This window comes from Brachybacterium sp., assembly GCF_036379615.1.
In the GTDB taxonomy this organism is placed as follows: Bacteria; Actinomycetota; Actinomycetes; order Actinomycetales; family Dermabacteraceae; genus Brachybacterium.
This window is the reverse complement of sequence record NZ_DASVGJ010000036.1, coordinates 57,593-76,426: the sequence shown is the minus strand read 5'-3', so window position 1 is coordinate 76,426 and position 18,834 is coordinate 57,593. Positions and strand designations below refer to the sequence as shown.

The window sequence follows — 18,834 nt, the reverse complement described above, 5'->3', positions numbered from 1 at the left end:
GGGCTCCGGGATCAGTCGGATCCCGGGATCACTCCTCGTAGCCGGGGAGGCAGGACTTCAGCGGGTCCTTCTCGATCTCGGGCTTCGCGTTCGACTTCTCACCGTCACCAGGGGTCTTCTCGGAGTCCTCCCCCTCCTCCGATCCGGAGCCGGGCTCCTCCTCGCCCGAGGTCTCCTCGGACCCGGCCCCCTCGGAGCCGGTCTCCTCCTCGTCCTCCGGCGGCGTGCCCGTCTCCGCAGGCTCGGTCGAGCCCGGCTCGGTGTCCCCGAGCACGGACTCCGGCGAGTCCTGCTCCATCGAGTCCTCGATGGAGGCGGCGGTCCACTCCTCGAGGTACTCCCAATCCGGATTCCCGGAGAAGGTGACATCCTGCGTGATCGGGTAGGAGGTGAAGCCGCCGTCCTTGACCCGCAGGGCGAGATCGACGAAGGCATCCAGGTTGGAGACCGGGATGTCCGTGACGATGTTGTCCTCGGTGGCGTTGACCAGTCGGGGGATGGAGAGGGCGAGAGTGGTCGGATCTGCCTCCTCGGAGACGGCTCGCACGATGCGCTGCTGGCGGCACATGCGGTTGAAGTCGTTGGACCCCTCGCGGGAGCGGGCGTACCAGAGCGCGTGGAAGCCGTCGAGGGTCTGCTCTCCCGGCTCGATGTAGCCCTCGACCTCGGAGGCGCCGCCGCCGATGGGGATTCGGCGCTCGACGACCATCTCGACCCCACCGAGGGCGTCGACGAGATCCTCGAAGCCCTGGAGGTTCACCATCGCGTAGTAGTCCATCTCGAGGCCGAGGGTCTCCTCGACGGCCCACCGCGTGGCCGTCAGGCCCGGCTCCGGATCATTCGGGAAGAGGTCCGGACGATCCTCCGCCCAGGTCCACACCGCGTTGATCAGGTTCTGATTCCGGCCGAAGTAGTCGAAGCCGTCGGGGAACACCTCGGCTGCCGCCGTGCCCTCGGGAAACTCGACCCCTTCGAGGTTCCGCGGGATGGAGAACAGTGCGGTCTGTCCGGTCGCGGTGTCGATCGAGGCCACCATGAGGGTGTCGGGACGGGTGCCTGTGCGGTCCGCACCGGCGTCCTGGCCCAGCAGCAGGATGTTCAGACGTCCGGTGTTCGCCCACGGATCCTTGCTGGAGGTGAACGGATGGTCCCCGCGCGCGTCGCCGCCGAAGACCGACTCGGAGCCCATCAGTCCCTGCAGCGCCCACAGCGACTGGACCCCGCGCCCGAACGGCAGTGCGACGCCGACCACCATGAGTGCTGCCAGTGCCAGTGCCACATAGCGCTTGGCCCCGGCGAGGCGCTCCCGGGTCGAGTGCGCGAGGTTCGCCAGCACGATCTGCAGCGCCCACACGATCCCCACGACCGTGACCGTGACCATCGCAGCGATCAGCACACCTCGCCGCGACGCGAGCATCACGCCGGTGCGCAGGGGCTCACCGAGCAGCAGGAACGCGCCGCCGGCCACGAGGACGAGGGCGAGCACCGCCAGCAGTGCAAGGCCGACTCGGCGCATCCGGGTCGTCACCAGGCCCGAGCCCGGCACGAGTGAGGTGAGCACGGTCCAGAACGCGACAGCCGGCAGTGACCCTGAACGGTCCTGACGGCTGCCTGAGCGGGAACTGCCGGAGCCGTCGGAGCCGGAACCGCCGGAACCGCCGGAACCGCCGGAACCGCTGGAACCGCTGGAACCGCCGGAACCGGAGGCGCCGGAGCTGGAACCGCCGGAGCTGTGGCCGCTCGAACGTGAGGCGCCGGAGCGCCCGGCTCCGGCAGGGGCACCCGCTGTGGCTGCGGTGCCGGCAGCCGCCCCCGCAGTCGCCCCGACGCCGGCAGCCGCGCCGACACCGGCGGCGGCCGCCGGCCGAGCACGGTCTGCGCGGTCGGTCTCCCCGGGCGTCGAGCGTGCGGCCGTCTCTTGCTCCGCGGTGACGGCACCATCGCGCGCGCCGATCGCTTCCTCCTGGGCGGCGTCCTGTGCGGGGGAATCGGGTGAGCCCACCGACCAGAGGTTCTGCTCGGTGGGAGGCTCGGGGTGCAGGGCCGCGCGGCGCCGCCCCCGGGACGCCGAGGCGGCCGCGACGCCGTCGGACGATCCTGCCGCGCCGGCATGCTCCGTGCCGAGGGTGGATGACTCCCGCTCAGGGGCCGCACCCGGGGAGCCAGGGAAGGCCGGGCCGGGGGAGGACGCACTGCGCGACGCACCGGCGGCCGTCCCGCCGAGCTGCTCGACCGGGAAGGCGGCGCGTCGCCCGCGCGGGCGCTGCGGGGCCACCGGGCGCTGTGCGTCGCTGCCCGGGCCCGGCGTCGGGGCCGCGGTGTGTTCCGGGGTCGTGGGCTTCGGAGCGCTGGGCGCTGCCGCAGGGCGCTCAGCCGGAGCAGGCACGATCGTGGAGGTCACCTCAGCGGCAGGTTCTGCGGCCGAGGAGGCGGAGGAGGCCGAAGGAGCGGACTCCGCCGAACCGCCGCCGAGCCAGGTGCGCTTGGGATTCGATCCCCCGAACGCGGCGTCGCGATTCCGGCGTGCTTCTTCCGGAGGCAGCGGCGGCGTCTGCGGACGCCGGGCCGGCTGCTGGTGTCTGCCGGACCGACGGCGCCTGCGGGGAGTGTCCGGGGTGGGGTCCGTCATGCGCCCCATCCTAGATTCTCCCTCCCGGACATCCCGCATCAGCCTGTGAGGGCCTCGTGGAGGTGCGTCGCAGGGAGCACGCCGAGAATCCGTATCCTGGCTGTATGCGTCTTCTTCACACTCCGTCGACGGACCTCACCTACGACGAATGCTTCTTCCTCCCCAATCGTTCCGCCGTCACCTCCCGCTTCGATGTGGACCTCGGCAGCGATGACGGCACAGGCACCACGATCCCGCTGGTCGCGGCCAATATGACGGCCGTGACCGGTCGACGGATGGCCGAGGTGATGGCTCGTCGTGGGGGCCTGGCCGTGCTCCCGCAGGACCTCTCCCCGGAACGGATCGACTCGATCGTCCGCTCGGTGAAGGCCCGGGATCTGCTGGTCGACCATCCGCTCACCCTCACCGTCTCCGGGACGCTCGGCCAGGCCGCGGATCTGCTGCCCAAGCGCCCGCACGGCATCGTGGTGGTCGTCGACGATCAGCGCCGCCCGCTCGGCACCGTCTCCGCCGAGGAGATCGCCGGCCGTGACTCGTTCTCCGAGGTCGGCGAGGTGCTCAGCGAGGACGTGCCGGTGCTGCGCCCGTCGGACCTCGCCGTCGAGCCCGCACGGCTGCACGCACGGATCGCCGCCACCCACCATGACGCCGCGATCGTCGTCGACGACGAGGGCGTGCTGCGCGGCATCCTCACCGCCACCGGAGTGCTGCGCTCGACCATCTACCGGCCCGCGACCGACGCCGAGGGCCGACTGCGCGTCGCGGTCGCCGTCGGAGTCAATGCGGACGTCACCGCCCGGGTGCGGGACCTGGTCGAGGTCGGCGCCGACGTGATCGTGCTGGACACCGCCCATGGGCACCAGGACAAGATGCTCGAGGCGCTACGCGGCGCGCGTGCGGTGCTGGGCCCCCGCGAAGGCACCGCCGTGCGCCTGGTGGCCGGGAACATCGTCACCGCCGAGGGCACCCGGGAGCTCATCGAGGCCGGTGCCGACATCGTCAAGGTCGGCGTCGGGCCGGGCGCCATGTGCACCACCCGGATGATGACCGGAGTGGGACGCCCCCAGTTCTCCGCCGTGCTCGAGTGCGCTGCCGAGGCCCGTCGACTGGGCGGTCACGTCTGGGCCGACGGCGGCGTGCGCCACCCCCGCGACGTCGCGCTCGCGCTCGCCGCCGGCGCCTCGAACGTGATGATCGGCTCCTGGTTCGCCGGCACCTACGAGTCGCCAGGACAGATGCGCACCGACGAGAGCGGCCGCCGCTACAAGGAGTCCTTCGGCATGGCCTCCAAGCGGGCCGTCTCCCACCGCACCGCGCACGAGGATGCCTTCGCCCGCGCCCGCAAGGGACTGTTCGAGGAGGGCATCTCCACCTCGCGCATGTACCTCTCCGAGGGGAAGGGCGGGGTCGAGGACCTGCTCGACGAGATCACCGCCGGGGTTCGCTCCTCCTACACCTACGCCGGTGCCTCCGACACCGCCGAATTCCGTGAGCGTGCGGTGATCGGACTGCAGGGCGCGGCCGGCTACAACGAGGGCCGCCCCGTCGCCAGCTCCTGGACCTGACGGGACCGCGCCGCTGACCTGACCGCTCCGGCGGCGCGGTCCGGTGCTGCGGCGCATCCGGCTCCCGGTAGGATCCCGCGCATGACGACTCTCGTGATAGGTGGCGCCGGATACATCGGATCGCACGTGGTGCGACTCCTCGTGGAGCAGGGGCAGAAGGTGATCGTGGTCGACAACCTCGCCACGGGCCTGCTCCATCGCACAGAAGGGGCCGAGCTTCTCGAGCTCGACGTGACGCAGCCGGACGCGCGCGAGAAGCTGGCCTTCGCCATGCGGGCCTCCGGCGCAGATTCGGTCATCCACTTCGCCGCTCACAAGCAGGTGGGGGAGTCCGTCGAGAACCCCGAGATGTACTGGCACGACAACATCGGCGGGCTCGCCAATGTGCTCTCCGCCTGCGCGAGCGCCGGGGTGCGCGACGTGGTGTTCTCCTCCTCCGCCGCCGTCTACGGTGTGCCGGACGTCGACCTCGTCACCGAGGACCTCTCCCCGCAGCCGATCAACCCCTACGGGGCGACCAAGTACGTGGGGGAGTGGATGCTCGCCGATGCCGAGCGGGCCCACGGCATGCGCAGCGTCGCTCTGCGGTACTTCAACGTCGCCGGAGCCGGATGGCCCGAGCTGGCCGACACCGCCGTGATGAACCTGGTGCCGATCGTCCTGGACCGTCTCGAGCAGGGGAAGTCCCCGATCGTGTTCGGCGACGACTACGACACCCCCGACGGCACCTGCATCCGCGACTACGTGCACGTCCTCGACCTCGCCCACGCCCACATCGCGGCGCTGGACTACCTGCGCGGCGAGGAGCGTCCCCACCGCACCTTCAACGTCGGCACCGGCGAGGGATCGAGCGTGCTCGAGGTGATCGACGCGATCGCCCGCGCCAAGGGCATCGAGATCACCCCGGAGATCGGGGAGCGCCGCGCCGGGGATCCGGCCCGGCTGGTCTGCTCCGGGGACCGCATCGCCGGCACGCTGGGGTGGAAGTCCGAGCACGGACTGGACGACATCGTCCGTTCCGCCGTCGAGGCACGGGAGGCCGCAGCCGCGATCACTCCGGACGTCGAGGCGTACCCGGAGGCCTGATCCGGCGACGGCTCGGTCCCTCGCGCGGGGACCGGCCGCTCGCGCCCGGACGTCTCCTCGGCGCCAGCAACCCTCACCCGCCTCCGGCGCGGTCGCGAGGGACCCGTCCAGGTGAGCTCAGGTGAGATAGCGATAGATCGGGTCATGGGGGTCGATCCGCTCGATCTCCATGTTCGAGGCGGCCATCCGCGACATCAGCGGCTCGAGGTCCTCGCGGTCGCCGATCTCGAGACCCACCAGGGCAGGACCCTCCTCGCGGTTGTTGCGCTTGATGTAGTCGAACAGCACGATGTCGTCATTCGGTCCCAGCACCCGGTCCAGGAATCGACGCAGCGCGCCCGGCTCCTGCGGGAAGGTCACCAGGAAGTAGTGCTTGAGCCCCTCGTGCACGAGGGAGCGCTCCACCACCTCGTGATACCTCGAGACGTCATTGTTGCCACCGGAGACGACCACCACCACATCACCGGTCTCCTCCGCCGGATCGGCGGCATCGAGCCCGCCACGCCCCAGGTGCTCGATGATGCCGGTCGCGACCGCGGCGGCGGCCAGCGCCCCCGCGGGCTCGGCGATGATCCCCTCGACCTGGTACAGCTCGAGCATCTCCGTGCAGATCGCGCCCTCCTCCACCGAGACCAGCTCGGGGTCGATGGCCTGCACCATCCGCAGCGGACCGGCGCCCACCCGGCGCACGGCGGCGCCGTCGACGAAGCGGTCCATCTCATGGAGGGTGACCGGGCGTCCGGCCCGCAGCGCCGCGGCCATCGAGACCGCGCCGGCGGGCTCGACCCCGATGATACGCGTCGCCGGGCTCCGCTCCCGCAGCCAGGCACCGCTTCCCCCCAGCAGACCGCCCCCGCCCACGGGCACCACCATGGTCCCCAGCTCGCGACCATGCTCGACGCGGAGCTGCTCGGCCGCCTCGAGGGCGACGGTGCCCTGGCCGGCCATGATGATCGGATGGTCGAAGGGTGGGACCTGGGTGGCGCCGGTCCGCTCGGCATCGTCGGCCGCGGCTTCGGCGGCATCGTCGAAGGTGTCCCCGATCAGGATCAGCTCGACCAGGTCACCGCCGATCGCCGTGATCCGCTCACGCTTCTGCCGCGGTGTCGTGCCGGGAACGTAGATCCGCCCGTGCACGCCGAGGGCGCGGCACGCCTGGGCGACGCCCTGGGCATGGTTGCCCGCGCTCGCGGCGACCACCCCCGCCTCCCGTGACGCCTGGTCGAGGGAGTCGAGGAAGAGGTGCGCACCGCGCAGCTTGTACGAGCGCACGGACTGGAGGTCCTCCCGCTTCAGCCAGACCGGGACCCCGGCCAGCTCGCTGAGCCGCTCGCTGAGCTGGAGGGGAGAGCGGTGCAGCACCGCAGCGAGACGCTCGGCGGCGGCCTCCACATCCGGGGCCCGGACCGGGAGGTCGGTGCCGTGCGCGGGCTCGGTCATGACGTTCCTTCCGCTGCGGTCAGGCCTTCCTCTGTGATCCGGGAGCTCGCCCCCGCCGGGCTCGTCGGCAGGACGAGCGCCGTCGCCATCGCCGCCACGCCCTCGCCGCGTCCCGTGAGGCCCAGGGCGTCGGTGGTGCTGCCCGAGACGGTGACCGGTGCACCGGCTGCTGTGCTCATGGCGGCGCAGGCCTCGTCGCGTCGGCGGGAGAGCCGAGGCCGGTTGCCGATCACCTGCACTGCGATGTTGCCGATCTCGAAGCCGGCCTCCCGCACCCGTCGCGCGGCCTCGCCCAGCAGGCGCGCCCCGGAGGCTCCTGCCCACTCGGGGCGGTCCACTCCGAAGTGCGACCCCAGGTCGCCGATCCCGGCGGCGGAGAACAGGGCGTCGCAGGCGGCATGACAGGCGACGTCCGCATCCGAGTGGCCGGCCAGTCCGGGCCCGTCCTCCCAGCGCAGACCGGCCACCCACAGCTCGCGCCCGGCCTCGGCAGGGGCGAAGGCGTGCACGTCCACTCCGATGCCCACCCGCGGCAGGGGTGCGGGCACGGTCATCGTCCCTCGCTGCTCGTGTCCGAGCCTCCGCCCTCGATCCGCACCAGCAGGCGGTCGATGTCGTCGAACGTCACCTGAGGATTCGTGCCGAGCAGCAGCGGCATCCCGGAGACCTGCGGGACGCCCAGGGCGTCCGGCAGATCCACGGTGCTGACCACCAGATCGGCGTGGAAGTCGGGCGAGAGCAGATCCATGACCGTGGCCTGGACGACATGCGTCTCGCGGCCGCGGGAGGCGATGTGGTCGCGCACCTGCTCAGCGATCAGTGCGGAGGTGGCGATCCCTGCGCCGCACACGATGGCGATGGTGAGCATTCGATCTCCTGGGCTGTGAAGAGGGTGGGGCCGGTCGGGACCGGGGTCAGCGGCGCTCGGGCCGCGGGCGCCGCACCAGCTCGGACGGTGCCCGTCGGTGGCACCGGCGGAGGTCGATTCTGTCACGTCCTCGCTGGACGATCCACGAGTGACCACGGGACGTCTACGATTGCCCGCGTGAACCAGCCCCGCCGCCCCCGCGCCCGCCGCCTGCACGGCCGGGCCGCCGGCGTGGTGCTCGCCGGCGGATCCGGCACACGGGTCGGGGCCGGGATCAACAAGGCCTTCCTGCCGCTGGCCGGGCGGAGCATCGCCGGCTGGGGTCTGAACACGCTCGCCGCCGTCGAGGGCATCGGGCTGCTGGTGTTCGTGGTCCGCCCGGAGGACCTCGAGCATGCACGCTTCGTGGAGTCCCGCGAGACCGACTCCCCGCTGGAGATCATCACCGGCGGGGAGACCCGGCAGGAGTCGGAGCTGCTGGCGCTGCGGCATCTCGCCGACCGCATCGACAGCGGAGCGATCGACACGGTCCTCATCCATGACGCCGCTCGCCCCCTGGTCTCCCACGGCCTGGTCTCCGCGGTGCTGCATGCCGCCAGGGAGTGCGGTGGTGCGGTGCCGGGGATCCCCGCGACCGACATCGCCGGGGCGGGGGAGGGCGACACCCTATCCGCCGGCGGCGACCTCGGGGGAGGCGCCCTGGTGCGAGTGCAGACCCCACAGGGCTTCCACGGGGCGACGATCCTCGACGCCTACGAGGCGGCGGCCCGCGACGGCTTCGTGGGCACCGACACCGCCTCCTGCGCCGAGGAGTACACGGACATCCCCGTGACCTGGGTCCGCGGCGAGGAGACCAACTTCAAGATCACCTACGCACAGGATCTGCTCCTGGCCCAGGACGTGGTCAGCGCGCTAGGTTTGAGGACCGGGTGAGGAGGAGACGATGAGCATCGAGGAGAGCTTCCTGCGCTGCACCGCCTGCGATCAGGAGGCGGAGCACGTGGTCGTCTATGCAGGGCGCTTCGTGTCCCAGATCCAGTGCACGGGTTGCGGTGCCGTGACCAGGCTCGACGTCTCCGAGGCGTATCTGCCGGACCTTCGCCAGCGCATCTCCAGCAAGCCCCGGCGCCTGATGCGGCGCCTCCGACGTGACCCCGGTGAGCTCGCGACCAGCCTGCCCGTGCGCACGCTGTCCAAGCCCGGCCGGATGGCGGAGGAGTTCCGCACGGTGTGGCGGAGCCGACGGGATCGCTGAGCCGGGCCCGCTGCCCGCTGTGCCTGCCACGGCGGTCTGCCGCGCCCTGACGGGGCAGTCAGCTGCGGCGGGCCAGGCCGTGGCGATGCGAGGTGTCCCGTGCCAGCCCGAGGGAAATCTGAGCCTGCCACAGGCTGAGCCGGTCCAGCACCGCGAAACCGGCATGGGAGCCGTGCACCGTCCCCACGCGCGCGCCGATCTCGAGCGCGGTGCGGATCTCGTCGAAGCCTCCGAAATCGCCGCCGACGGCGGCCGCCCGCGCGGTGGTCGGTCTCTCGTCCGCGAGCACCGACTCCAGCAGCTCTCGGCGCAGCAGTCGCGGACTCTGCAGCCCGGTCAGGGTGGCGCGGTCGATGTTGCGCAGGCCCTCGGGGCGGACCTCCTTGACGGAGTCCGTCATCGCGACCACCGGCACCACGGCCTCGACCTCGTCATGCAGCCCGGAGAGCACGCCGAGGACGACATCGACCGGGGTGAGGGCGCGTTCGGCGTCGTGGACCAGCAGCAGCTCCTCCTCGGTGCGGTCGAGAGCTGCACGCAGCGCCGCACGACGATCGCCGGCGACGGCGTCCACGGGAACCTCGGGCCCCAGCGCCTCGCGGAGCTGGGGTGCGGAGGCCCGCGAGGTTACCACCAGCGGCGTCGGCAGGCCCGCACCCTGCAGGGTGCTCAGCAGGCGATCGACGAGCCGCGATCCGCCGAGCCGTTCGAGGCTCGGCGTCGAGAGGCCGGGGGACAGGCCCGCAGCACGCGGCGCGAGGGCGAGGACGACGGGCCGCACGGCGGCGGACCGGATCGGTGCGGACAACATGGGGAGGGGCGTGCTCAGGAGGCGAGGACCTCGTCGAGGATGGTCTCGGCGCTGGCCTCGTCGGTCTTCTCCGCGAGGGCGAGCTCGGAGACCAGGATCTGCCGTGCCTTGGCCAGCATCCGCTTCTCCCCGGCGGACAGGCCGCGGTCCTGATCACGGCGCCACAGATCGCGGACGACCTCGGCCACCTTCTTGACATCCCCCGAGGCGAGCTTCTCGACGTTCGCCTTGTAGCGGCGGGACCAGTTCGTAGGCTCCTCCGTGTAGGGCTGACGGAGCACCTCGAAGACCTCCTCGAGGCCCTCCTTGTCCACGACATCGCGCACGCCGACGAGGTCGACGTTCGCAGCAGGGACCTCGATGGTCAGATCACCCTGGGCGACCTTCAGCTTGAGGTAGGTGCGGTCCTCGCCCTTGATGGTGCGGGTCTTGACCTCTTCGATGAGCGCGGCACCATGGTGCGGGTAGACGACGGTCTCGCCGACGGCAAAGTTCATGTGGTGGGTCCCCTTTCCGCCGATCAGTCTAGCACCGAGGGGTCGTGGTAAAATGCGCGCCGACCTGGTGGCTCACCCCGGTCGAGCGCTTACCGGGAGAGCGTCTGCGGGGCACCTGCAGCACCTCCCGGCGTCCCGCGGGGGAACCGTCGTGCGGGGCGGCGGCGATGGTGCGCGTCGACCGGGTCACGCCGCGGTGCCGCGGTCGCCGGAAGGGGGTCGGCGGTGCGGTACCCTGTCAGTGCTTTCTCTGAACGTCCCCGCCGCTCAGCGGCATCGAACAGGAGTCCCCAGTGCGCCGTTCCCGCCGTCTCGTGCTCTCCGCCGCAGCCCTGGGCCTGGCGCTCGCGGCCACCGGCTGCACGTACCTGTCCCCGGTGCAGACCAAGGCGTTCTATCAGGCGGCCGACGGCACCAACGGGAACATCATGGTGGAGGACAGCCTCTACGCCGGGGTGCGGAACGCCGTCCTGATCTTCGAGGAGGACGGCACCCCGGTCTTCTCCGCGACGGTCGTGAACTACTCCGACGAGGAGATCGCCGTCCAGGTGGAGGGCAGGACCGGCGAGGGCGACACCCTCTTCGCCACCGAGGTGCAGGTCCCGGCGCAGGGAACCGTGGAGCTCGGCCCGGGTGAGGGTCGCGAGCTGGTCCCGGTCGGCGCGGCCGACGTGGTCCCCGGAGCGATCCTGGAGCTGGACCTCACCGCCGCGGGCTACGTCACCACGATCTCCCTGCCCACGCTGGAGACCACCCTCGAGCACTACCAGTTCGAGGAGCCGGCCGCGAGCTGAGTGCTCACCGCCGCACCACGTGCCACGCAGAACGCCCCGCAGCTCGGCTGCGGGGCGTTCTGCGCATCGGAGATCCGGCGAGGCCCTGTCCGCGTCCGCCTCCTCCGCCGGTCAGCTGCCGGATTCGAACTTGTACCCCAGGCCGCGCACGGTGACCAGGTGCACCGGGTTCTTGGGATCGGCCTCGATCTTCGCGCGCAGACGCTTGACGTGCACGTCGAGGGTCTTCGTATCGCCCACGTAGTTGGCGCCCCAGACCCTGTCGATGAGCTGGCCGCGGGTGAGCACGCGGTCCACGTTGCGCAGCAGCATCTCCAGCAGCTCGAACTCCTTCAGCGGCAGCGCGATCTCCTCGCCGCGCACCTCGACCACGTGACGTTCCACGTCCATCATGATGTTCCCCGTGCTCAGGGTGGAGTTCTCCTCCGACTCCGCGGAGTCCTGACCGCGGCGGAGCACGGCCTTGATACGGGCGAGCAGCTCGCGCGAGGAATAGGGCTTGGTGACGTAGTCATCCGCACCGAGCTCGAGGCCCAGCACCTTGTCGAACTCGTCGTCCTTCGCGGTGAGCATGATGACCGGGACCGTCGAGGTGCGGCGGATCTCCCGGCACACCTCGGTGCCGCTCATCCCGGGGAGCATGAGGTCCAGCAGCACCAGATCCGCACCGTGGGCGGAGAAGATCCGCAGTCCGTCGGTGCCGTTGTCGGCGACGGCGACCTCGTACCCCTCCTTCCGCAGCGAGTAGGACAGCGGGTCCGAGAACGACTCCTCGTCCTCCACGATCAGGATGCGTGTCATGTCAGTGTCCCTTCCCGGACCGGTCTTCGGTCGTCATGGTATGTGCGTCCCGCGAGGGCGCTGTGGCAGCGTCCGGAGCCGTGGCGCGGTCCGGAGTCGGGCCGGTGTCCGGCTGCGCCGCAGCGTCAGGCGCCTCGGCAGTGCCCGGTCGCGCGTTGCGTGCCGACTCGGCGGCCTCCGCCGCGGCTGCCTGGCGCGCGCCCACGGTGATGGTCTCGGTGCGGCCCATCTCGGGCAGCCGGAGCGTGAACGTGGATCCCTGGGAGGGCATCGACCAGGCGGTGACCTCCCCGCCGTGGTCGCTCGCGATGTGCTTCACGATCGCGAGGCCCAGACCGGATCCGCCGGTGGCTCGGGAGCGGGCCCGGTCCACCCGGAAGAAGCGTTCGAAGACGCGCTCGAGGTTCTCCTTGGAGATGCCGATCCCCTGGTCCTTGACGGAGATCTCGACCATCCCGCCCTCGCGGCGCACCGACACCCCCACCCGGGTGCGGGGATCGGAGTAGGAGATCGCGTTGGAGATCAGGTTCGACAGCGCCGTGGTGAGCATGGCGGCGGAGCCGAAGACCTGCAGCCCGGCCGCGCCGCCGACGCTGACCTCGATCTTCGAGCCGAGAGCGAAGTTTCGGTTCAGGGAGACGGCGCTCTCGACGACGTCGTCGATGTCGACCGGTTCGGCATCGGGCAGTGCGGAGTTGCCCTGGACCCGGGAGAGCTCGATGATCTCCTGCACCAGATGGGAGAGGCGGCGCGTCTCGCTCTGCATGCGTTCGGCGAAGCGGCGCACGGCGTCGGGGTCCTCGGCGGCGTCCTCCATCGTCTCGGCCAGCAGGGTGATCGCGCCGACCGGCGTCTTCAGCTCATGGGACACATTGGCCACGAAGTCGCGTCGGGTCTCCTCGACCCGGACGGCACGGGTGAGGTCATCGGCCAGCAGCAGGGCTCCGTGCTCGCCGAGCGCGCCGATGCGCACGTCGATCACGGATTCGGCATCGCTCTGGCTCGAGCGGTGCAGGGTCAGGCGCTCGTCGCGGAATCCGCCGTTGCGGCCGACGTCCGCTGCGAGGTCCACCAGCTCGGCGCTCGCCAGCCGCGGGTAGTCGCCCTCGGCCGCGCGGACGATCCCGTAGGAGTAGGCCAGGGGAGAGGCCCGCAGCACGTCCCCGCTGCCGTCGAGCACGACGTACGCGGAGGAGAGGATCGCCAGCACCTCCGAGGTCGCGTCCGGGATCGCGGGCCCGAGGGACGCCGGTGTCGCCGGCTCCTGCCGCGCGGGGCGGGCGAGGGCCAGCGTCGCGGCGACGCCGATCACCAGACCGATCGCGCCGGCGAGCACGAGAAGAGCAGTCGGGGTCACCTGCACAGCCTAGGCCCCAGGAGGCGAACAGGCCGCACGGACCCCCGGGAGCGGCGACAATGGGTCGAGGAGTTCACGGGGACTACGCTTCGAGTTCACCGATCGCCGCTGTCTGTTCACCCGGGATTGCGATGATCAGGGCGAAGGTATCAACTGATTGAGGAGCACACACCATGCGCGAGGCGTACCAGAGCGACCTGCGGCACATCGTCGACGATCTGCTCGACATGGCCGAGATGGTCGGGACGGCCCTCGAGGGGGCGACGGCGTCCCTGCTCGAAGGAGACCTGGCACGGGCGGAGCGCGTCGTCACGGCCGATCCGCACCTCGACGAGCGTCAGGTGGAGCTCGACGCGAAGGCCGTCGAGCTGCTGGCCCGGCAGTCGCCGGTGGCCACCGATCTGCGCCTGCTGGTCGCCACGCTGCGCATGAGCTCCTCGCTCGAGCGCATGGGCGATCTCGCCGCGCACGTCGCGCTGGTCGCACGACGCGCGCACCCGGACATCGCGGTGCCCGAGCAGCACCGCGCGCAGATCGCCCGGATGTCCGAGCTCGGCCTGACCGCGCTCCAGGGCGCCTCCCAGGTGATCGAGAACCGAGATCTGGCGCTCGCGGCGCAGGTCGAGAAGCAGGACGACGAGCTCGACGCCCTGATGCTCCAGATCTCGCGCGAGATCTCCAGCAGCCCCGACGAGCTCTACACCCACGCCCAGGTCATCGACCTGACGCTGCTGATCCGCTTCTACGAGCGGATCGGCGATCATGCGGTCTCGCTGGTGCGCCGCGTGGGCTTCCTGGTCACCGGCGACTCTCTGGACACGCTCAGCGAAGGCGTGGACGTCCCGGAGTTCTGAGCCGCATCACCCCTGGCTCGCAGGCTCTGACGCGCAGGAGGGCGCCCCGCAGCGATGCGGGGCGCCCTCCTGTGTGAGGCGGTGGCGAGGACCGCTCAGCCGCGGTTGGGGCGGGGACGCCGCGTGGTCAGCCGCTCGGTCCCAGCCTTCGCCCCGCGCTTGGCGGCGACGCGCAGGCCCTGCAGGATGACGCCGGAGACCGTGGCCCACAGCATCATCTTCCAGACCGGCTGGTCGTCGTCTGGATCCTTGATGGCGGCGATCTCGGCCTTCGAGGCGCCGTCCTTCTTCGCCTGCTTCCGCCGCTTGACGACGTCCTTCTGTGCGGACTTCTGCGCCTTGACGGTGGGGGCGTCCTCGCCGAAGACGGCACCCCAGGCCGCCGCGGCGGCCTTGTTGCCGACCGTGGCGGCGAGGATTCCGGCCACGGGGACGGCGATGCTCACGAGCGGATTTGCCACTGTTTCCTCCAGGCGTCGGGGTGACCGGCGGTCCAGCCGGTGCAGGAGATCGGGATGATCAGAAGGTTCCTGCGTGCTGAGCGTAGTAGGTTCCCATGTCGTCGGTGCGCAGCGCCTCCCGCAGCACGTCCATCCCCTCCTCGTCGGTGCCGACCACGCTGGCGCCGCCGCTGGTCGTGGTCGGGCCGCTGTGGGGGACCGCGAGGTAGTAGAGGTCGCCGCTGCGGACGCTGCGCAGGGACAGGCCCAGTTCGACCATCGCCGAGGAGCTGAGTCCCGAGTCCGTGGTGAGGAACGGGGAGATCGTGTCGATCGTCTCGGCGAGCCGGCCCGGGTCGCTGAGGGTATCGGCGCTGATCAGCTTGTCGACGATGCCCTTGAGGACCGCCTGCTGATTCCGGTTGCGCTGGAAGTCGCCCTCGGCGAACTGCTTGCGCTCGCGGACGAAGGTCAGCGCCTCCTCGCCGTTCATGCTCTGGGTGCCCTCGGTGTACTGGTGACCGCCCGCCTCGAAGGAGACCGGCACGTCGACGTCGACCCCGCCGAGAGCGTCGACGAGTCCCTCGATGCCGTCGAAGTCGATGAGCGCGACATGGTCGATGGGGACCCCGGTGTAGTTCTCGACCGTGGTCACCGCGAGTCCTACACCGCCATAGGCCAGGGCCGAGTTGATGCGGTCCTTGCCGTGCCCCGGGACGTCGACGTAGAGATCGCGGGGGAAGGACGTGATGTAGACGCTCTCGTTGTCGTCGGAGACGTGCACGAGCATCATGACGTCGGAGCGCTCACCGCTGACCCCCTCCGAGGCGGCGTCCTCGGAGGAGCGCTTGTCGGAGCCCAGCAGCAGGAAGTTGCGGCCCGCCCCGTCGATCGACTCGGGGCGCTCGCCGTCGGAGGCTCCGCGGGTGATCTCCACGACGGTGCGCTTCTCGTAGGAGTCGTTGAGGCCTCGGAGATAGTTCCCGATGACCAGGCCGACGCCGAGGACCAGCACGGCGACGAGGCCCAGGGCGATGAGGGCGGCGCGGCGCCCGCGTCGGCGCCCGGGCTCGGGCTGGTCGTCGTCCTCCCAGTCGGCGGGGAGATCGACATCGGCGGGGTCGGTCATTCGTGTCCCTCTCTCACGGTGCCGACGAAGACTCTCACGGTGCCGTCGGCGCCCCGATGCCCGGGGCCCAGTCCGTCACCGGGCGCCGGGGCACGCGGGTGTACGCAAGGTCCCATATTAAGCGTCCCGCGGCCCGGCCCTTGTTCTCGAAGCCGGTCTTCACACGACCCTCGAATCGTGGTGCCCACCCGGTGCTCGGGATGTTCGGCGGGATCGCATCGGAGGAAATCCCCGAGGGGGCCGGGCCGTCGGGATGAAGCAGGGCGAGCTCGGAGCGTACGTCCAGGTGGGAGCGCATGTGATGGGCGTACTGGGCCCAGTCGGTGGCGAGGCGGAAGGCGGCGCCGTCGGCGAGCAGCGGCAGCACCGCGTCGAGGAACGGAGGATTGATCAGACGGCGCTTGTGGTGGCGCTGCTTGGGCCATGGATCGGCGAAGTACACCCACAGCTGGTCGATCGACTCCTCGGGCAGCATCGCGGGAAGCGCTCCCTGCGCGTCCAGGGGGAGCATGCGCAGGTTCGGCGGGCACCCCTCGCGCTCGACCCGGCTGAGGGTCTGCGCCAGCCCCGGGAGGTACACCTCGACGCCGAGATGGTCGCGCTCGGGATGGGAGAGCGCGGCGGCGACGATGTTGTCGCCGGTGCCGCTGCCCACCTCGACCACGAGCTCCGCGCGCCTGCCGAAGACCTGCTCCAGGTCGAGACGGCTGCCCTTCGCCGGCAGGGTGTCGCGGTGCCCGCGCGGCGGGTCGATCACATAGGTCGGCGAGAGCCGGTCCCAGGCGTTCTGCCGGCCCTGGCTGAGCCGCTCGCCACGACGGACGAACGAGACGACGTCTCGATGGGTCTGCGCGGGTTTCGGCCCCGGGGAGGAGGGCGCCGATCCCGGAGAGGAGGGCGTCGATGCGGGGGTCATCGACGGCTCACCGCTCACGGCGCACGAGGCCGTCCTGCACGGACACGGCGACCTCGGGCAGGTGGCGCGTGGCGGGGCCCACCAGGACCTCCCCGTTCGTCGCATCGAAGCGCGAACCGTGGCACGGGCAGTCGAGCTGGGTCTGCTCCTGACGCAGGGCGCAGCCGTTGTGGGTGCAGTAGCCGGAATATCCGGCCAGCTCGTCCCCGGTGCCGCGCACCAGCAGCACGAAGGGCTGCTCGCCGCCGAAGTTCACCAGGGTGCTCTCGTTCTCGGGGATGTCGTCCAGCGGGATCGCGCCGTCGTCAGCCCGCAGCGGCTCCGCGGTGCCGAAGCCCTCGTCCTCGGGCGCACAGGCTGCGAGACCACCGACCCCGGCCGCGGTGGCGGGGAGCAGGAGGGCATGGCGGCGGGAGAGGCACGGACGTTCCATGCCGCCAGGATAGCCAGCTCATCGGTGAGCGAGCTGTGGGCGCTGGACCGGTGTGACCGCTCGGACGCCGGTGGGCTGCGCGGATGCCCTCGGAGCGCGCGGCCTCCGACGGCCCGCGCTGGTGGTCCGCGCCGGGGAGTGGACTCACACGTCGGCGGCCTCGAGCTCTCGGGGATCCCAGGTGAGGATGCCGCGAGCACGCCACCCCCGGTCCCGCACCGCATCCAGCGCCTCGCGCTTGCGCGCGGGCGACAGCCGATCGAGGTAGAGCGAGCCCTCGAGGTGATCGACCTCGTGCTGCAGCGCGCGGGCGAGCACCCCGCCCTCGTCCTCGACGACGACCTCCGTCCCTTCCAGGTCGGTGCCGGTGACCCGGGCGCCGCGATGACGAGCGGTGGGATAGCCCTCGCCGGGCACGGAGAGGCAGCCCTCGAGGGTCTCCGCGTCCAGGGCGATCCCGCCGAAGCGCTCGAGCACGGGATTCAGCACGACCCCGCGCTGCAGCGTTCCCCCCGCATCCGGGCAGGAGTAGACGAACAGGCGCCAGCGGGAGCCGACCTGCGGTGCGGCGAGACCGGCGCCGGAGGCGGCATCGTTCGTCTCGAACATGTCCGCCACCAGGGAGCGGAGCTCGTCGGTGACCTCGCGGACCCGTCGGGTGCGCTGGGCCAGGGCACGATGGCCGACGATCGTGATCGGGCGGATGGTCATTCGTGGGTCTCTCCTGTGCGGGGCGGGCCGTCGGGGCCGTCGGGACCGTCCGGACCGTCGGGGTGGTTGGGGGCGGTGGGGGCGGCCTCCTCGACGAGGCGGCGGCGCGCGGGCGGATTGACCGCGAGCGGATGGCGGGCGTCGACGATCCACGGTCCGCGTCGCTGCTCCAGGGATCGCCCGTTGCGCGCGGCGTCGGCCACCAGACGTCCCAGCTCCTCGGCCCGGGCCGCGTCGCCGGCCAGGAAGTCCAGGGTGTGGGTGGCGTGGGGGGCGAGCTCCAGATGGTGCCAGGCGTCCAGGCCGAGTGCGATCTGGCGGGCGCGCAGGAACTCCGCGTCCAGTGCTGCTCCGGAGATCACCACGATGTTCGCCAGCCACATCAGGATCAGGATCGCGATGAGACCGTTGAGCGCCGTGAGGATCTCCGCGAAGCGGGTCGCATAGACCAGCAGCTGCCCGGCCACGAGCGCGGTGCCGAAGAGCACCAGCACGCTCACGATGGAGCCGAGGGTCATCAGCCGGTAGCGGGGCAGCCGCACGTTGGGGAACAGGTAGTAGGCCAGGGAGACCCCGATGATCAGGATCACCAGGAGGATCGGCCACTTCACGAGGTTCCAGGCGGCGAAGGCGATCCGCGGGATGCCGACGACCTCACCGATCCGCTGCGAGGCCTCGCCCCCCACGATGATCATTCCGACCGCCAGCAGCACCACCGAGACGATCAGCATCGTCTCTCCGAACACGATCGTGCGGAACCAGAGGAAGGGGCGGCCCTCCCGGGTGTCGAAGACCCGATGCAGCGCACGATGGAAGGCGGCGACCCCGTTCGAGGCCGACAGCAGCGATCCGAGGGTGCCCAGCAGCAGCCCCAGCACACCACCGCTGGTGGAGGAGACCGCGCGGATCGCGGACAGGAAGGGGCGAGGGTCCAGGGTCGGGAAGATCTCGGTGATCATCCCGGACAGCGCTGTGAGGGTCTCGACCTCGATGCCGATCAGCGACATCAGGGACACCACGGCGACCGCCCCCGGGAACAGCGAGAGCAGGAGATAGAACGTCATCGTCCCGGCCACGTCCCACACCTGGATGTCCAGCAGCCGCATCCGCACCCGGTTCAGGACATGGAGGATGCTCAGCCGGGGTCGGGAGATCTCGACCACCGGCTGCGGCCTGGGCGGGCGGGAGGCTCTCACCGTGCTTTTGCTCCGGGATCAGGGGCGGGACGCCCGGGACGGGCGCGGGTGG

General features: G+C 71.1%; 20 protein-coding genes. 6 read left to right on the top strand and 14 right to left on the bottom strand.

Going from position 1 to position 18,834, the window contains the following annotated elements; translation table 11 throughout:
* Positions 1–28: 28 nt before the first annotated feature.
* Entirely contained in the window at positions 29–1,561 is a 1,533-nt protein-coding gene (locus tag VF289_RS06880) for an LCP family protein (RefSeq protein WP_330882423.1), read from the bottom strand.
* Positions 1,562–2,733: 1,172 nt separating this feature from the next.
* Here VF289_RS06880 and VF289_RS06875 point away from each other — a divergent pair.
* Together VF289_RS06875 and galE are read left to right on the top strand one after the other, a co-directional pair.
* Positions 2,734–4,194, top strand: a complete 1,461-nt coding sequence (locus VF289_RS06875; RefSeq protein WP_330882421.1) for a GuaB1 family IMP dehydrogenase-related protein — start codon at positions 2,734–2,736, stop codon at positions 4,192–4,194.
* A gap of 81 nt (positions 4,195–4,275) precedes the next feature.
* Positions 4,276–5,280 (top strand): UDP-glucose 4-epimerase GalE, encoded by a 1,005-nt coding sequence (gene galE, locus VF289_RS06870; RefSeq protein WP_330882419.1) that lies wholly within the window; start codon positions 4,276–4,278, stop codon positions 5,278–5,280.
* A gap of 117 nt (positions 5,281–5,397) precedes the next feature.
* On the opposite strand, the gene ilvA is transcribed toward galE, so the two are convergent.
* From ilvA to VF289_RS06855, 3 genes are read right to left on the bottom strand one after another with little or no spacing between them, the layout of a single operon-like run.
* Positions 5,398–6,720: a threonine ammonia-lyase IlvA gene (gene ilvA, locus VF289_RS06865; protein WP_330882417.1), complete on the bottom strand. Its 1,323-nt coding sequence runs from the start codon at positions 6,718–6,720 to the stop codon at positions 5,398–5,400.
* Positions 6,717–7,274, bottom strand: a complete 558-nt coding sequence (gene ispF, locus VF289_RS06860) for a 2-C-methyl-D-erythritol 2,4-cyclodiphosphate synthase (protein ID WP_330882415.1) — start codon at positions 7,272–7,274, stop codon at positions 6,717–6,719. The genes ilvA and ispF overlap by 4 nt, the downstream gene beginning before the upstream one ends.
* The gene (locus VF289_RS06855) at positions 7,271–7,588 is read right to left on the bottom strand and encodes a PTS lactose transporter subunit IIB (protein WP_330882413.1); all 318 of its coding nucleotides are present in this window, start codon (positions 7,586–7,588) and stop codon (positions 7,271–7,273) included. Before VF289_RS06855 ends, ispF begins: the two co-directional genes overlap by 4 nt.
* 177 nt (positions 7,589–7,765) lie before the next feature.
* Between VF289_RS06855 and VF289_RS06850 the strand changes: the two genes are divergently transcribed.
* Together VF289_RS06850 and VF289_RS06845 are read left to right on the top strand one after the other, a co-directional pair.
* Positions 7,766–8,521 (top strand): IspD/TarI family cytidylyltransferase, encoded by a 756-nt coding sequence (locus VF289_RS06850; RefSeq protein ID WP_330882411.1) that lies wholly within the window; start codon positions 7,766–7,768, stop codon positions 8,519–8,521.
* A gap of 10 nt (positions 8,522–8,531) precedes the next feature.
* A complete protein-coding gene (locus VF289_RS06845; RefSeq protein ID WP_330882409.1) occupies positions 8,532–8,843 on the top strand; it encodes a hypothetical protein in 312 nt (103 codons plus the stop codon).
* 58 nt (positions 8,844–8,901) lie between these two features.
* On the opposite strand, the gene VF289_RS06840 is transcribed toward VF289_RS06845, so the two are convergent.
* Together VF289_RS06840 and VF289_RS06835 are read right to left on the bottom strand one after the other, a co-directional pair.
* Complete coding sequence (locus VF289_RS06840; protein ID WP_330882407.1) at positions 8,902–9,654, bottom strand: 2-C-methyl-D-erythritol 4-phosphate cytidylyltransferase; 753 nt, start codon at positions 9,652–9,654, stop codon at positions 8,902–8,904.
* A 14-nt stretch (positions 9,655–9,668) separates the two neighbouring features.
* A complete protein-coding gene (locus tag VF289_RS06835) occupies positions 9,669–10,151 on the bottom strand; it encodes a CarD family transcriptional regulator (protein WP_330882406.1) in 483 nt (160 codons plus the stop codon).
* A gap of 293 nt (positions 10,152–10,444) precedes the next feature.
* On the opposite strand from VF289_RS06835, the gene VF289_RS06830 reads away from it, so the two are divergent.
* Entirely contained in the window at positions 10,445–10,945 is a 501-nt protein-coding gene (locus tag VF289_RS06830; RefSeq protein ID WP_330882404.1) for a hypothetical protein, read from the top strand.
* Between the two features lie 111 nt (positions 10,946–11,056).
* On the opposite strand, the gene VF289_RS06825 is transcribed toward VF289_RS06830, so the two are convergent.
* Positions 11,057–11,746, bottom strand: coding sequence for a response regulator transcription factor (locus VF289_RS06825; protein ID WP_330882402.1), 690 nt, complete (start codon positions 11,744–11,746; stop codon positions 11,057–11,059).
* Between the two features lies 1 nt (position 11,747).
* The gene (locus VF289_RS06820; protein ID WP_330882400.1) at positions 11,748–13,103 is read right to left on the bottom strand and encodes a sensor histidine kinase; all 1,356 of its coding nucleotides are present in this window, start codon (positions 13,101–13,103) and stop codon (positions 11,748–11,750) included.
* Between the two features lie 173 nt (positions 13,104–13,276).
* On the opposite strand from VF289_RS06820, the gene phoU reads away from it, so the two are divergent.
* The gene (gene phoU, locus VF289_RS06815; RefSeq protein ID WP_330882398.1) at positions 13,277–13,957 is read left to right on the top strand and encodes a phosphate signaling complex protein PhoU; all 681 of its coding nucleotides are present in this window, start codon (positions 13,277–13,279) and stop codon (positions 13,955–13,957) included.
* A 95-nt stretch (positions 13,958–14,052) separates the two neighbouring features.
* Here phoU and VF289_RS06810 read toward each other — a convergent pair whose 3' ends face one another.
* The 6 genes from VF289_RS06810 to VF289_RS06785 form a co-directional block, all read right to left on the bottom strand.
* Complete coding sequence (locus tag VF289_RS06810; RefSeq protein ID WP_330882397.1) at positions 14,053–14,418, bottom strand: DUF4235 domain-containing protein; 366 nt, start codon at positions 14,416–14,418, stop codon at positions 14,053–14,055.
* 58 nt (positions 14,419–14,476) lie between these two features.
* A complete protein-coding gene (locus VF289_RS06805; protein WP_330882396.1) occupies positions 14,477–15,526 on the bottom strand; it encodes an LCP family protein in 1,050 nt (349 codons plus the stop codon).
* A gap of 34 nt (positions 15,527–15,560) precedes the next feature.
* Complete coding sequence (gene trmB, locus VF289_RS06800; protein WP_330882394.1) at positions 15,561–16,442, bottom strand: tRNA (guanosine(46)-N7)-methyltransferase TrmB; 882 nt, start codon at positions 16,440–16,442, stop codon at positions 15,561–15,563.
* 7 nt (positions 16,443–16,449) lie between these two features.
* A complete protein-coding gene (locus VF289_RS06795) occupies positions 16,450–16,875 on the bottom strand; it encodes a Rieske (2Fe-2S) protein (RefSeq protein WP_330882393.1) in 426 nt (141 codons plus the stop codon).
* Positions 16,876–17,019: 144 nt separating this feature from the next.
* The gene (gene def / locus VF289_RS06790) at positions 17,020–17,586 is read right to left on the bottom strand and encodes a peptide deformylase (RefSeq protein WP_330882391.1); all 567 of its coding nucleotides are present in this window, start codon (positions 17,584–17,586) and stop codon (positions 17,020–17,022) included.
* The gene (locus VF289_RS06785) at positions 17,583–18,782 is read right to left on the bottom strand and encodes a YihY/virulence factor BrkB family protein (RefSeq protein WP_330882389.1); all 1,200 of its coding nucleotides are present in this window, start codon (positions 18,780–18,782) and stop codon (positions 17,583–17,585) included. The genes def and VF289_RS06785 overlap by 4 nt, the downstream gene beginning before the upstream one ends.
* Positions 18,783–18,834 lie beyond the last annotated feature (52 nt).

Excerpts from the sequence above, each read along its gene's own strand:
- VF289_RS06795 (WP_330882393.1), bottom strand. The coding sequence starts at position 16,875 with ATGGAACGTCCGTGCCTCTCCCGCCGCCATGCCCTCCTGCTCCCCGCC.
- VF289_RS06805 (WP_330882396.1), bottom strand. The coding sequence starts at position 15,526 with ATGACCGACCCCGCCGATGTCGATCTCCCCGCCGACTGGGAGGACGAC.
- trmB (WP_330882394.1), bottom strand. The coding sequence starts at position 16,442 with ATGACCCCCGCATCGACGCCCTCCTCTCCGGGATCGGCGCCCTCCTCC.
- VF289_RS06835 (WP_330882406.1), bottom strand. The coding sequence starts at position 10,151 with ATGAACTTTGCCGTCGGCGAGACCGTCGTCTACCCGCACCATGGTGCC.
- VF289_RS06855 (WP_330882413.1), bottom strand. The coding sequence starts at position 7,588 with ATGCTCACCATCGCCATCGTGTGCGGCGCAGGGATCGCCACCTCCGCA.
- VF289_RS06875 (WP_330882421.1), top strand. The coding sequence starts at position 2,734 with ATGCGTCTTCTTCACACTCCGTCGACGGACCTCACCTACGACGAATGC.
- phoU (WP_330882398.1), top strand. The coding sequence starts at position 13,277 with ATGCGCGAGGCGTACCAGAGCGACCTGCGGCACATCGTCGACGATCTG.
- VF289_RS06845 (WP_330882409.1), top strand. The coding sequence starts at position 8,532 with ATGAGCATCGAGGAGAGCTTCCTGCGCTGCACCGCCTGCGATCAGGAG.
- def (WP_330882391.1), bottom strand. The coding sequence starts at position 17,586 with ATGACCATCCGCCCGATCACGATCGTCGGCCATCGTGCCCTGGCCCAG.
- VF289_RS06840 (WP_330882407.1), bottom strand. The coding sequence starts at position 9,654 with ATGTTGTCCGCACCGATCCGGTCCGCCGCCGTGCGGCCCGTCGTCCTC.
- VF289_RS06825 (WP_330882402.1), bottom strand. The coding sequence starts at position 11,746 with ATGACACGCATCCTGATCGTGGAGGACGAGGAGTCGTTCTCGGACCCG.
- ilvA (WP_330882417.1), bottom strand. The coding sequence starts at position 6,720 with ATGACCGAGCCCGCGCACGGCACCGACCTCCCGGTCCGGGCCCCGGAT.
- galE (WP_330882419.1), top strand. The coding sequence starts at position 4,276 with ATGACGACTCTCGTGATAGGTGGCGCCGGATACATCGGATCGCACGTG.
- ispF (WP_330882415.1), bottom strand. The coding sequence starts at position 7,274 with ATGACCGTGCCCGCACCCCTGCCGCGGGTGGGCATCGGAGTGGACGTG.